The organism is Streptomyces sp. NPDC050161 (assembly GCF_044460025.1).
Classification (GTDB): domain Bacteria; phylum Actinomycetota; class Actinomycetes; order Streptomycetales; family Streptomycetaceae; genus Streptomyces.
Window position 1 is genome coordinate 334,340 of the sequence record NZ_JBITJM010000004.1, and the last position, 13,335, is coordinate 347,674.

12 protein-coding genes are annotated in these 13,335 nt (G+C 71.4%); 3 read left to right on the plus strand and 9 right to left on the minus strand.

Going from position 1 to position 13,335, the window contains the following annotated elements; genetic code table 11:
- Positions 1-4: 4 nt before the first annotated feature.
- From ACIBK8_RS09270 to ACIBK8_RS09300, 7 genes are all read right to left on the minus strand, one after another.
- On the minus strand, positions 5-337 hold the full coding sequence (locus ACIBK8_RS09270; RefSeq protein ID WP_399041064.1) for a TcmI family type II polyketide cyclase: 333 nt from the start codon (positions 335-337) through the stop codon (positions 5-7).
- Between the two features lie 57 nt (positions 338-394).
- Positions 395-874: an SRPBCC family protein gene (locus tag ACIBK8_RS09275; protein ID WP_393684990.1), complete on the minus strand. Its 480-nt coding sequence runs from the start codon at positions 872-874 to the stop codon at positions 395-397.
- A gap of 1 nt (position 875) precedes the next feature.
- Positions 876-1,133: an acyl carrier protein gene (locus ACIBK8_RS09280; RefSeq protein WP_393684989.1), complete on the minus strand. Its 258-nt coding sequence runs from the start codon at positions 1,131-1,133 to the stop codon at positions 876-878.
- Positions 1,134-1,148: 15 nt separating this feature from the next.
- A complete protein-coding gene (locus tag ACIBK8_RS09285) occupies positions 1,149-2,399 on the minus strand; it encodes a ketosynthase chain-length factor (protein WP_399041065.1) in 1,251 nt (416 codons plus the stop codon).
- Positions 2,396-3,664, minus strand: coding sequence for a beta-ketoacyl-[acyl-carrier-protein] synthase family protein (locus tag ACIBK8_RS09290; RefSeq protein ID WP_399041068.1), 1,269 nt, complete (start codon positions 3,662-3,664; stop codon positions 2,396-2,398). The genes ACIBK8_RS09285 and ACIBK8_RS09290 overlap by 4 nt, the downstream gene beginning before the upstream one ends.
- Positions 3,661-4,095: a cupin domain-containing protein gene (locus ACIBK8_RS09295; RefSeq protein ID WP_393684985.1), complete on the minus strand. Its 435-nt coding sequence runs from the start codon at positions 4,093-4,095 to the stop codon at positions 3,661-3,663. The genes ACIBK8_RS09290 and ACIBK8_RS09295 overlap by 4 nt, the downstream gene beginning before the upstream one ends.
- Before the next feature lie 92 nt (positions 4,096-4,187).
- Complete coding sequence (locus tag ACIBK8_RS09300; RefSeq protein ID WP_399041070.1) at positions 4,188-5,306, minus strand: SchA/CurD-like domain-containing protein; 1,119 nt, start codon at positions 5,304-5,306, stop codon at positions 4,188-4,190.
- A 246-nt stretch (positions 5,307-5,552) separates the two neighbouring features.
- Between ACIBK8_RS09300 and ACIBK8_RS09305 the strand changes: the two genes are divergently transcribed.
- From ACIBK8_RS09305 to ACIBK8_RS09315, 3 genes are all read left to right on the plus strand, one after another.
- Positions 5,553-7,187, plus strand: a complete 1,635-nt coding sequence (locus tag ACIBK8_RS09305) for an FAD-dependent oxidoreductase (protein ID WP_399041071.1) — start codon at positions 5,553-5,555, stop codon at positions 7,185-7,187.
- 658 nt (positions 7,188-7,845) lie between these two features.
- Positions 7,846-9,114: a hypothetical protein gene (locus ACIBK8_RS09310; RefSeq protein ID WP_399041072.1), complete on the plus strand. Its 1,269-nt coding sequence runs from the start codon at positions 7,846-7,848 to the stop codon at positions 9,112-9,114.
- Between the two features lie 248 nt (positions 9,115-9,362).
- Entirely contained in the window at positions 9,363-10,079 is a 717-nt protein-coding gene (locus ACIBK8_RS09315) for a class F sortase (RefSeq protein ID WP_399041073.1), read from the plus strand.
- 11 nt (positions 10,080-10,090) lie between these two features.
- Here ACIBK8_RS09315 and ACIBK8_RS09320 read toward each other — a convergent pair whose 3' ends face one another.
- The gene (locus ACIBK8_RS09320; protein WP_399041074.1) at positions 10,091-12,493 is read right to left on the minus strand and encodes a glycoside hydrolase family 65 protein; all 2,403 of its coding nucleotides are present in this window, start codon (positions 12,491-12,493) and stop codon (positions 10,091-10,093) included.
- Positions 12,493-13,254, minus strand: a complete 762-nt coding sequence (locus tag ACIBK8_RS09325) for an HAD family hydrolase (RefSeq protein WP_399041075.1) — start codon at positions 13,252-13,254, stop codon at positions 12,493-12,495. The genes ACIBK8_RS09320 and ACIBK8_RS09325 overlap by 1 nt, the downstream gene beginning before the upstream one ends.
- Positions 13,255-13,335: the final 81 nt, after the last annotated feature.

Genomic DNA, 13,335 nt, shown 5'->3' on the forward strand with positions numbered 1-13,335 from the left:
CGGATCAGGACCGGCCGTCACGCTCCCAGCGGTAGAACTGGTGGGCCATCGCGTCCTTCGGCCCCCGCCAGGTCTCCGGGTCGTACGGGCTGACGAAGGCGGACAGCCGGTCGCTGATGGCGCGGAACTCGGGGTGTCCTGTCACCTTGGCGATCTCCGGGCCCGGCGGCTGTTCCGACTCGATGAGGTGCAGATACACCTCACCGAACTGGAAGAGCGTCCGCCGGGTGACGCCGACCAGATGCGGCAGTTCCGTGCGGTCGGACGCGCTGAACACGTCGGCGATATCCGGAGCCGACTCCGGCGCCATACGGGCGACGATCAGAGCGTGGTGCATCGGGAGGGTTCCTTCCTTGCCGCCGGGGCGGCGGTGCGAACGGGGTCCTGGGGGACGTCAGTTGGGTGTGACGGAAGCGGACCTCAGCTCGCGGTCGCGCTGTTCGATCTTGTCCCGGATGAGTTCCAGCTGGACGCGGGAGTTGCGGTTGATCATGTCGGTCATGCCCTGGTCGTCGACGGGAGCCTCCGGCTTCATCGCGAAGTCCTGCGTCCAGTGCATGGTCGTGCCGGTCTTGTTCCCCGAGTACGACCAGTGGATGTTCATGTGGTCGAAAGGACCGGTCTCCACGCGGCGGGCCCGGACGGTCAGCCCCTCGCGGTCGGTGGTCCGCTCCGAGACCCAGCTCCAGACCGTGCCGTTCTTGTCCGGGTGCATCGTCAGCCGGAAGGTCGTCTTGTTGCCTTCGCGGGAGAGCACGTCGACCGACGCGTACTCGCTGAACAACTGCGGCCAGTTCTCCAGGTCGTTGGTCATCTCCCAGACGAGGTCGAGGGGCGCGGCGATGGTGATGGCGTTCTCCGTGTGGCCGGGCATGTCAGGCTCCTGTCGTCGAAACGGTGTTGATGAGGTCGAGGAAGGCGTTCGGTGTCTTGCAGTGCTCGGCGTCTTCCGGCAGGGGCCGGCCGTAGCGGTTCTCCAGCTCGCCCACGACACCGAGGAGGCCGAGCGAGTCGAGGCCGAAGTCGGCGAACGGCGTGTCCGGGAGGGACGCCATCTGCTTCGGGTCGACGGTGAGGCCGGCCGCCGACTTCATCAGGGCCGCCAGTTCTTCGAGGGTCAGTCGTTCGGACATGAGCAGTTCTCCTTCTCACGAGGGGGTCTGGTCGCCCTGACGCAGCACGAGCGCCGCGTTCGAGCCCATCAGGCCCCGGCTCAGTACGAGCGCCGTGCGCAACGCGGCGGGGCGTGCCCTGCCGGTCACCACATCGAGGTCGTGGCAGACGTCGACGACGTTCGGGGTGGGCGGCACGACGCCGTGCTCCAGGGCGAGCACCGCCGCCGCCGTGTCCAGGACGGGGGCGCCGCAGTACGCACGCCCGATGCCGGTCTTGGGCGCGGTGACCGGAACCCGCGAGGCATGCCCGCCCAGGGCGTCCGCCAGCGCCAGCGCCTCGGCGCGGTCGGCCGCCGGCACCCCCAGCGCGTCGGCGAACACCACGTCGATCTCCTCCGGGGCACACCGCGCGTCCTCCAACGCCCCCCGGATCGCCCGCGCGAGACCCGCCCGGGACTCCACCCACCGGGAGGGCCCGGTGAACGTCGCCGCGTGACCGGCCACCACCGCACGGACCTGCGCACCCCGGGCGAGCGCCGTCTCCTCCTCCTCGACCACCAGCATGGCCCCGCCCTCGGCGGGCACGAAGCCGCAGGCGCCCTGGGTGAACGGGCGGTACGCCCGCGCCGGTTCGTCCACGTAGCTGAGGTCCTCGTACCCCAGCTGGCAGACGATCGAGTACGGGGCGAGCGGCGCCTCGGCGGCACCCACGACCATGGCGTCGGTGCCGCGCCTGACCGTGCGGGCGGCCTGCGCGAGCGCGTCCAGGCCGCCCGCCTCGTCGCTCGCCACCACCCCGCACGGGCCCTTGAAGCCACCGCGGATGGAGATCTGGCCGGTGCTCGCCGCGTAGAACCACGCGATGGACTGGTACGGGCCGACGTAACGGGATCCCTGCCCCCACAGCCGCTGCAGCTCACGCTGACCGAACTCGCCGCCGCCGGATCCCGCCGCGGTCATCACTCCCACCGCGAACGGTGAGCGGTCCCCGTCCGTCGCACCCAGCCGCGCGTCGTCCAGCGCGAGGTTGGCCGCCGCCATCGCGAAATGCGTGAACCGGTCGGTCTGGACGAGGAATCGCTCCTCGATCAGCGCCGTCGGATCAAAGTCCCGTACCTCGCCCGCCACCTTCAGCGGCAGCTGCTCGCAGCCCTCGCGGGTGACCCGGTCCAGGACGCTGACGCCTTCCCTGGTCGCCTTCCAGAAGGCATCGGCGCTCACCCCGTTGGGGGCCACCACACCCATGCCGGTGATGACGCAACGACGTTCTTGCCCAGAGCTCATCTTTCCCTCCCACCCGGTTGGCTCAGGACCACGGCGGACTGGAAGCCGCCGAACCCGCTGCCGACCGAGAGCACGGACCGCAGCTTCACCGCACGGGCGGTCCGCGGCACGTAATCCAGGTCGCACTCCGGGTCAGGGGTCTCGTAGTTGGCGGTCGGCGGTACGACCTGATGGGTCAGCGCCAGGACGGACGCCACGATCTCGATCGCGCCGATCGCGCCGAGCGAGTGGCCCACCATCGACTTGATGGAACTCATCGGCACCTGGTAGGCGCGTGCGCCCAGCGACCGCTTGACCGCCGCGGTCTCGTGCCGGTCGTTCTGCTTGGTGCCCGAACCGTGCGCGTTGACGTAGTCGATGTGCGAACTGTCCAGCCGGGCATGGCCGAGCGCGTGATTGATCGCCTCGGCCATCTCCAGTCCCTCCTGGGTGAGTCCCGTCATGTGGTACGCGTTGCCGAAGGTGGCGTAGCCGCGTATCTCGCAGTGCACGGTGGCGCCGCGGGCACGGGCGTGCTCCAGCTCCTCCAGCACGAGGACGGCGCCGCCCTCGCCCATGACGAATCCGTCGCGGTGCGCGTCGAACGGCCGGGAGGCGTGCGCGGGGTCGTCGTTGTTCGGCGACGTCGCCTTGATCGCGTCGAAGCACGCCACCGTGATCGGGGAGATCGGCGAGTCCGAAGCGCCGGCTATGCAGACGTCGGACCGGCCCTCCTCGATGGAGTGGAACGCGTAACCGATCGCGTCGAGCCCGGAGGTGCAGCCCGTCGAAACGGTCTGCACCGGCCCCTGCGCCCCGATCTCCTCCGCCACGGCCGACGCCAGCGAGCTGGGGGAGAAGGCCCGCTGCAAGTGGCGGCCGGCCGGCCGGTGGTCCACATCCCACCGCGCCCCGGAACCGCTGACGGCGACGTAGTCGTTCTCCAGGCGCGTGGTGCCGCCGACCGCGGTGCCGAGCGACACCCCGACCCGCCACGGATCCTCCGCGGCCGGGTCCAGGCCCGCGTCCCGCAGCGCCTCGCCGGTCGCCACCAGCGCGAACTGGATGTACCTGTCCGAGCGCGCGACCTGCTCCCCGCTCAGCCCGAGGGCCGCCGGGTCGAAGTCGCACTCCGCGGCGATCCGCGAGCGGAACCCCGTCGGATCGAAGAGGGTGATGCCCCTGGTAGCCGTCCGCCCCGCGGTCAGCAGGTCCCAGAACGCGGGCACGCCCACACCGCCGGGAGCGACGATGCCGATCCCGGTCACCGCGATACGGCGGGTCATGAAACCGGCTCCGCACGTTCGGGTGGGGCGGCCTGCGAGACGGCATCCGCCCCCTCGGTGTCCACGTGCCCCAGCTCGGGGCGCGGCGCCAGCGGGCCGAGGTGGAAGACCATCCGGGCCTCGACGTCCCCGACATTGCGGAAGCGGTGCCGCATCCGGATGGGGATCAGCAGCCCCTGGTCGGGCCGGAGCGGGTGCGGCTCACCGTCGAGGTCCACCTCCAGCGCGCCGTTGACGACGTAGACGAACTCCTCCGAGTACGGGTGGTAGTGCTCGCCGATCTGCTCGCCCGGCTGCACCAGGGCCATGCCCATGAAGCCGCTCGTGGCGCCCACCGCGCTCGGTGTCAGCATCGCGCGCAGGTCACCTCCGCGGCGCCGGTTGGGCTGCGTCTCGCTGAGGTCCACGATGCGTGGGCGGTGCGTGGTCATGACTGATTCCTCCAGGTACGTGGTGCCGACGGTGGGGGGAAGCCGCGGCGGCCGGCGGGCGGTGCACAGAGCCGGCCGCCGCGGCGGGCCGCTCAGGACTGCGGTGCCCGGCGGTCGGTGATGAGGTCCATGTCGGACCGTGCGAGGAAGTGCGCCAGTTCACGGTCGTTCGACAGACCGCCCGCCTCGTCGGTGTCCAGCAGCCGCCGCAGCACGTCCGCCTTGCGGTTGCCGTGCACACCGAGCACCAGCGCGGGATCGCTCTCCAGGGGAACCCGCAGGTCGATGAGGCGGACGACGATGTCGTCGCGCTGGAAGACGGTGCTGCCGCTGATCGGACTCGCCGGATCGTCGGCCGCCAGCTCGTCCTGCTGCGCCAGCAGCCGGGCCAGCGCCATCCCGCAGCCTTCCTTGGCCGGGTAGAACAGCGCGTGCCGCCGGATGTCCGCCGACTCCTGCCTGCCGGCCGCCACGTGATGCACGGCGGGCAGCGCGGCCCGGGTGAAGAACACCCGCGCGGAATTGGGGTCGTTGAGGTCCCGGTCCTGCTCCAGGTACGGGTTGATCGCCTCCTCGACCTCCCTGATCTCGGGCTGCTGGGCGACGTGCCGCAGCGCCGCGACCAGGTCGCCCTGCACCTCGACCGCCCGCACGACGCGGTTCTTGTGCATGAAGAGCGAGGTACGCACCAGCCGGGTGGTGTCGTCGACCCGCGCCTCGGGCGAGGTGTACCCGGCGAGGATCTCCGCGACCTGCTCCTCGCTGCCCGGCTTCACGGTGAAGGTCAGCGCGTGCCGTACCACGCCGTCACCGACGCGCGGGGACGCCTGGAGGCGGCCCTTGAGCGGCTCGGATGCGAGCGCCGCGGTGTTCGAGGTCTCCCGAAGCACGCTGAAGCGCAGCGAGCGGGTGTCCCGTACGCAACTGTGCAGCGGCTGCACCATCTTGACGTGCTCTTCGCTGTTGACCCAGGCCAGGAACGGCGGCGCGCTCTCCCACTCGCTGGTGATGAGCCACTGCGACGGGTTCTCGATCGACTGGCACAACTGGTCGGTGAGGTGTCCGGGCACCGAAGCCACCTGGTTGCGCAGGTGCTCGTACGCTTCGAGGAAGCGCTGCTGGGCGCCGTCGTGGAGGTCCAGCAACAGGACAACCCGAAGGCGTGAGCCGTCGAAGGCGGACTGCGATACTCGTTCCGACAGCGTTGTCATCGTCTACGCAACTCCCTCGGGGCGGGAACAGATTCGGTGGCGGGCCGTCAGACCCTTGTGCGCCGCGGGCACCAGACCCGCGACTGCCGACGGCCCCCGCTCCGCGTGTGGCCGTCCTGTTGATCGTCGCCGTCCGCCACAGGCCGCGCGAGATCTGTGAGCCAAGCGGGTGAAGCATGATCGAATAGCCCGCCATCAGGGGAAACTCCAGCTCCGTACGCGCCGCCGCTGGAGCTGGAGCAGGCAATGAAGACAACGGTCGAAAACAGGGTTCCGGTAGTCATCGTCGGCGGATCCCTGGTGGGTCTGTCGGCATCACTTTTCCTGGGACGCCTGGGAGTCGGGCACGTCCTGGTCGAGAAGCATTCCGACACCTCACGGCACCCACGCGGCCGGGGCAACAACGTCCGCACGATGGAGCTGTACCGCGCCGCCGGCGTCGAACGGCGCATCCGCGAGGCCGCCTCGGTCCTGGCCGACAACCACGGAATCCTGCAAGCCGCTTCGCTCACCGGCGACGACCAGGAGTGGCTGTTCCGCGAGATGGACCCGGGCGGCGGTCTCGCCCGCTTCAGCCCGGCCGGCTGGTGCCTGTGCAGCCAGAACGACCTGGAGCCCGTCCTGCTGCGTGCCGCCCGCGAACTCGGCGGCGACCTGCGTTTCTCCACCGAGCTGCTCTCCTTCGACCAGGCCCCCGACGGAGTGAGCGTCCTGGTGAAGAACCGGGAGACCGGCGAACACACCACGCTGCACGCGGACTACCTCATCGCCGCCGACGGCCCGCGGAGCCCCGTCAGGGAACGCCTCGGCATCGGCCAGACCGGTCCCGGCGACCTGTTCCACAACGTCAGCATCACCTTCCGGGCACCGGGCCTCGCCGAGGTGGTCGGCGACCGCCTCTTCATCGCCTGCTACCTGACCAACCCCGAGGCCGACGGCGCACTGCTGCCCGTCGACAACCGCGAGCACTGGGTCTTCCACGCGCCCTGGCACCCCGAGCGCGGCGAGACCCTGGAGGACTTCACCGACCAGCGGTGCGTACGCCACATCCGCGAGGCGACCGGCGTGCCGGGCCTGGCCGTGGAGATCACCGGCAAGGCGCCCTGGCACGCGGCGGAGCGGGTCGCCGAACGCTACGTGGACGGCCGGGTCTTCCTCGCCGGCGACTCCGCCCACGAGATGTCGCCCACCGGCGCCTTCGGCTCCAACACCGGCATCCAGGACGCCCACAACCTCGCCTGGAAGCTCGCCGCCGTCCTGGACGGCTCGGCGGGCCCCGGCCTGCTCCAGAGCTACGAAACGGAACGGCAGCCCGTCGCCCGGGAGACCAGCGCCCGCGCCTCGGCCCGCTCGGCGGAACACAGCCACCCGGGATACGACGCGGCCCCCGGCACCGGCGGCGGCCGGCAGAAGGGCGTACTCACCGTCGCCCTCGGCTACGCCTACCCCCGCGGCGCGGTCGTCGACCCGGACCCCGACCTGCCGGTCGTCCCCGCCCGGATGCAGCTGACCGGCGCACCGGGCACCAGAGCCCCGCACATGTGGCTGCGCTCCGCCACGTCCCGCTGCTCCACCCTCGACCTCTACGAACGGTCCTTCGTCCTGCTCACCGGATCGGGCGGCGCGGCCTGGCGCGCCGCGGCGGAGCGGGTCGCCGCGGTATGCCCGGGGCGGCTGGACGCCTACGCCGTGGGGACCGGCCCCGACGACGACCTGGCCCCCGAGGAAGGCGCCGACTGGGCGGAGGTCCACGGCACCACACCCGACGGCGCGGTCCTGGTGCGCCCGGACGGATTCGTGGCCTGGCGGTCCCGGGGGCACGTGGACGACCCGGAGGAGGCACTCCGCGACGTCCTGCGACGGGTCCTCTGCCACGACTGAACCACCCCGCCCCAGTGGCCCCGCACCACCCGGACCGACCACCACGCAGCGCCCGCCGCGCCTCCACACCGGAGCCGGGGCGGGCGCTGCGGCGTTCCGGTATTCCGACGGAGAGTGCGAGCTGCGCTGTCAACTCCCGTGTGTCAGAGGGGAATTGGAATACCTCGAATATCCAACTTCCGTCATTGGTAATTGCGTTGAGGCCGATCTCCTTTGTTGTATGAGTAAGTGGCAGTACCTGCACGGTATTTGTTGTGAGAGCGGCCGGTTATTTCCGTGGGGGAGCCCGGTAACGGTGGGGGTGGTGGGCGGCGGGCTCCGGCCGGAGAGGGGGCGCGTGGTGTGGTGTGTGAGTGGAGGGGCGGCCGGGGTGCGATGCCCAGGGTGGTGGGGCGGGCCGGGCGGCTGCGGGGGTGGCCGGTGCGGTTCCGGCGGGCGGCTACCCCATCGAGATGACGTGTCTGGGGCGCAGCGCGCCGTCCAATGGGTGATTAATCGGCGCCGTACCACTCGTTGAGCCCACGGTGTACCCCGAATGCGGATCTCTCCGGTGGTGCGGAGTCGCATTTCGGATGACGGTGATCACGTCGCACTGCGATCCGATGAGCCGACGACCTGTCAGCGCTCGCAGCATCGACGCGAAAGGAAACAAGTCTCCATGCGCACTTCCCGCACCCTGTTTGCTTCCGCCGCCATTTCGGCGGTCCTCGCCATCACCACCCCCGCCGCCTACGCGCTGTCCGTCGCCGGTGACGACGGAGGATCCTCCAGCCACAGCAGCGAGCGTCACGACAACGGTGGCCGGGACAACGGCGGCCACGACAACGGCGGTCACGACAATGGCGGCCACGACAACGGTGGTGGCCACGACAACGGCGGCCACGACAACGGTGGTCGCCACGGCGACCACGACGAGCACGGCCGCCACGGCGACAACGGCCACGACAAGGGCCGCCACGGTGACAACGGCCACGACAACGGCGACCGTCCGCACGGTGGTGTGCACACCGGTGGTGGCGCCCTGGCCATGCTGATGGGCGACAACGGCGACCGTGACAACGGGCACGACAACGGTGGTGGTCACGACAACGGCGGCCACGACAACGGCGGCCACGACAACGGCGGCCACGACAACGGTGGGCGTGACAACGGCGGTCGCCACGGTGACCACGACGAGCGCGGCGGTCACGGCGACCACGACAAGGGTGGCCACGGTGACAAGGGCCGTCACGGCGACCACGGTGACAACGACCGCGGTGGCCGTCCGCACGGTGGTGTGCACACCGGTGGTGGCGCCCTGGCCATGCTGATGGGCGACAACGGCGACCGTGACAACGGGCACGACAACGGTGGCCACGACAACGGTGGGCGTGACAACGGTGGCCACGACAACGGCGGCCGGGATAACGGTGGCCACGACAATGGTGGCCGCGGCGACCACGACAAGGGTGGTCACGGCGACCACGACAAGGGTGGCCACGGCGACAAGGGGCGTCACGGCGACCACGGTGACAACGACCGCGGTGGCCGTCCGCACGGTGGCATGAACACCGGTGGCGGTGCCCTCGCCAGCATCGTCGCGGGCGACTGGGGTCAGGGCAACGACTCCGGCGACCGTGGCGGCGACCGTGGCGGCGACCGTGGCGGCGACCGCGGTGGCGACCACGACAAGTCCTGGAAGGGCGAGGAGAAGTCCTGGGGCGGCAAGGGCGACCACGACAAGGGTGGCCACGACGAGGGTGGCCGCGGTGACCACGGTGACAGCGACCGCGGTGGCCGTCCGCACGGTGGGATGCACACCGGCGGTGGCGCCATGGCACTCTCCGGTGGCGGCCTGGCGGCCGGCTCGGTCCTGCTGATCGGTGGCCTCGGCGCCGGCGCGTACATGCTGCGCCGTCGCAACGCGTCGGGTACCGCTGCGGCCTGACTCCCTCCAGCGTAGATCGCTGTGCTGTCGCGGCCACCGTCCTCCCAGGCGGTGGCCGCGGCGATTGCGTTTCCCCCGCACCCGGGGTGCGAGGAGCACCCCGGGCGGACGGTCCCGTACGACGCGCACCCGGGCGGGTCACCGCCCACCCCGCCGGGCCCGCTGCCGCGTGCAGCCGCCCGCGCACCCGGCAGCCGGGCCCGACCAGCTGACACCTTGTGGAAGAAAGGCACCGCACCATGGCTCCCATGGCTCCCCCAAACCAGCAGCCCCCGTCGAAACCGCGTCAGACCGGCACCGCACCCCGACCCTTCGCCCGCGCCCTGATGTGGCCGGCGGTGGCGGCGGGGATGGGAGCCCTGCTGGTCTTCAACTCCTTCGACACATCCGCGGACGCCAAGCCTCCGGCGCCTCCGGCGGCCGTCGCCCCCGCCGCCCCGAACCTGTTCGCCCCCACCACCGGACCCACCACCGAACCCAAGAAGGAGCTGGAGCTGCCCCGTTCGGCCCCGAAGCGGCTCTCGATCCCGGAGATCGGCGTCGACGCACCGTTCACCCCGCTGAGCATCGGCGCGAAGGGACAGCTCAACGCGCCGCCGCCCAACGACAGCAACCTCGCCGGCTGGTTCAAGGACGGTGCCACCCCCGGCGAGCGGGGCGCATCGATCGTCGCGGGCCACGTCGACACCAAGACAGGACCCGCCGTCTTCCTCCGGCTCGACCAGCTCAAGGCGGGCAGCACCGCCGACATCACCCGGAACGACGGCTCCGTCGCGACCTTCACGGTCGACTCCGTCGAGACCTTCAGCAAGGCGAACTTCCCCGACGAGCGGGTCTACGCCGACACCCCCACCCCGCAACTGCGGCTGATCACCTGCGGCGGCGTCTACGACAGGGCGGCCAAGGACTACGTCGACAACGTGGTGGTCTTCGCCCACCTGACCTCGACGAAGAAGGCTTCCTGAGCGCACCAGGCTCAGACGTCGGGCAGGCCGATCGAACGGGTGGTTCCGGGTGGGATGGTGACCGTGCGGCTGCCGAGCCGCACGGTCACCGCCGTGTTGTCGGGGTCCGGTACGGCGACCGTCAACCTGCCCGCGTGGAAGCGCAGTTCGACGTCACCGTGCACCCGGAAACGGAGGCGCACCCGGAACGTCGACAGCTCGGGCAGCGGCGCGGGATCGAGCCACAGGGCGTGGTCGCCGGCCTCCAGACCGGTCATGCCGCGCTGCACGAAGTCGAGGGTGCCGGCCATCGCCCCGAGATGGATGCCCTCGGCCGTGGTGCCGCCCTGGACGTCCGCCACGTCGCCGATCAGCGCCTCCTCGCAGTACGTCCACGCATCGGCGCGCCGTACCCGGGCCAGCACCCAGGCATGGACCAGTGCGCTGAGCGTCGAGCCGTGGCTGGTGCGGTGCAGGTAGTGGTCGACGGTGGTGCGCCAGATCTCGTCGTCGAAGGCGTACCCCAACTGGCGGAAGACGCCGGAGAGTTCGTCCGGCGGGAAGAGGTAGCCGAGCATCAGCACGTCGGCCTGCTTGGACGCCTGGTAGCCGTTGACCGAATCGCCCTCCGCCTCCAGGATCCGGTCCAGCCGCCGGATGTCGCCGTAGCGCTTCCGGTAGCCGGGCCAGTCGAGTTCGGCGAGATCCGCGTAGCCGTCGAACTGGCTGATGATGCCCCGGTGGTAGGGCACATGGAGCCGGTGGGCGACGTGGTCCCAGCGCTCCCGCTCGTCCGGCGTCAGCTGGAGCTGCTCGAACAGCAGGCCGCGCCGCGCCTCGGGCAGCTCCCGGCACAGCTCCAGGGCCCGCATCAGCACCCACGCCGCCGTCACGTTCGTGTAGGCGTTGTCGTCCACCCCGGGCTCCGCGGCGCCCGGATACCCGTCGTGATACTCGTCGGGACCGACCACCCCGCGGATGCGGTACCGGCCGCGGGCGGGATCCCACTGCGCCTTGGTCGCCCAGAAGCGGGCGATCTGCAACAGCATCTCGGCGCCCTGGTTGTGCAGGAACTCCGTGTCACCCGCCGCGTGGCAGTAGCGCCACACGTTGTACGCCACCGCGGAGCCGACGTGGTGCTGGAGGCGGGAATGATCGGGCAGCCAGTGCCCTGACCGCGGGTTGAGATGGAAGCGCTGGGTCTGCTCGCTGCCGTCGCTGCCGCTTTGCCACGGGTACATCGCCCCTGCCCCGCCCGCTTCCCGCGCCGCCTGGCAGGCCGCGGGCAGCCGGCGGTGGCGGTAGCCGAGGAGCGCCCGCGAGACCTCGGGGAAGTGCAGGTTCACGAAGGGCAGGACGAACAGCTCGTCCCAGAAGACGTGCCCCCGGTACGCCTCGCCGTGCAGGCCCCTGGCCGGCACTCCGACGTCGAGACCCGCGGTGTGCGGCGAGAGGGTCTGCAGCACGTGGAAGAGGTGCAGCCGCAGGATCAGGCCCGCCTTGCCCGGCACGTCGATCTGCGCCCGCTGCCACAGCTGCTCCCACGCGCGGTGGTGCAGCTCCAGCAGCCGCGGGAACTCCGGGGCGCGCAGCGCGTCGTCCACCGCCGCCCGCAGCGGATTGCCGATGGCCGGGTCACGGGAGGTGTGGAGCGCGACCGTCTTGTCGGCGACCGCGGTACGGCCAGGCCGCACGGTCAGCGTCAGCGTGCGGGACACGCGCTGCGGGCTGAGCGCCGTGCGCGCCGTGCCGGCCTCTTCCGGTGTCCCGGTGATCCGCGCGGCCAGCGCGATGCGGATGTCCGAGTCGACGGTGCGGCAGCGCAGCCACAGGGTGTCGTCGCGGGCGGTGCCGGTGTCCGTGTCGGTCAGGTGGCGGTTGGCCAGTTCGCGGTAGCGCGCGACGCCGGTGTTGCGGACGTCCCCGTCGATGCCCGCCTCCACCTCCACGGTGCCCGACCACCCGTTTGGAGTGAACTCCGTGCGCAGCGCGGCCAGATGAGGGTCGCCCATGTGCACCAGACGGCACTGCTCGACGCGCAGCCGGCGGCCCTCCGCGTCCTGGAAGACGGACCGGCGGGTCAGGGTGCCGTGCCACAGGTCCAGGCTCTGGCGGTGCTCCGTCAGCTGAGGATGGTCGGGGGAGAGCCAGGGCCCTGGAGCCGCGCCTTCCGGGCACATCCGGTAGCGCAGCGGCAGCCAGTTGGGCAGATTGACCATGTCCTCGTTCTCGACCTGGCGTCCGGCGACGTTCGAGACCAGCCGGTTGTAGCAGCCGGCGGCGTAGGTGCCGGGGGAGTGCGCAGGTCCTGGGGGCGACTCGGATGCCGCGCCGCGCGTCATGAAATAGCCGTTGCCCAGCGCGCACAGCGACTCGCGCAGCCGTTCCGCCGCCGGATCGTAGCCCTCGTACGACCAGGTCCAGCCTCCCGGCATCAGCTGCCCCCGGTGGCCAGCAGTTCACCGGGATCGCTCACGACGACGTCGGCGCCGCTGCGTCGCAGGCCCGCTGCGGCGATGCGGTCGGCGGTCCGGTCCACGCCCACCACCAGGCCGAAGCCGCCGCGCCTGCCCGCTTCGACGCCGGCCAGCGCGTCCTCCACCACCGCGGTGTCCTCGGGGGGCGGTCCGAGCCGCCGGGCCGCCTCCAGGAAGAGCGCCGGATCCGGCTTGCCGGGAAGGTGCAGCCGCCGCGCCTCCTTGCCGTCCACCACCGCCAGGAACAGGCCGAGCACATCGGCGGTGGACAGCAGCTCGGTCGCATGCCGGGAAGCCGAGACGGCGGCACACGGCACGCCGTGGCTCCGCAGGACGTGCAGCAGACGCACCGTGCCGGGCAGGGCGTCGATGCCGTGCGTGCGCAGCGCCGAGGTGAACAGCTCCTCCTTGCGGGCGGCGATCGCCCACACGGTGTCAGGGCCCGGCGCGTCCGACGGGTCGCCGAGCGGCAGCCGGATTCCGCGGGAGGCCAGGAACGCCGCCGCGCCGTCCTCCCGGGTGCGGCCGTCGACATGCCGCAGGTAGTCGTCCACCGGGTCGAAGGGCCGCTGCCCGCCGGCGGCGGCCAGCGCGGCGTCGAACGCGACCTGCCAGGCGGCTGCGTGTACCCGGGCGGAGTCGGTGATGACCCCGTCCGTGTCGAAGACCACGGCCCGCACGGATTGCAGACACGCGGCCAGGGACGGCGTGGCGGCCATGGCCGGATCCCTTCATCGGGGGCTGCCTCCATGGCATCACGACTCGCGGCAACCGGCGCGTCGCCGGGGAGACGGAGCGGG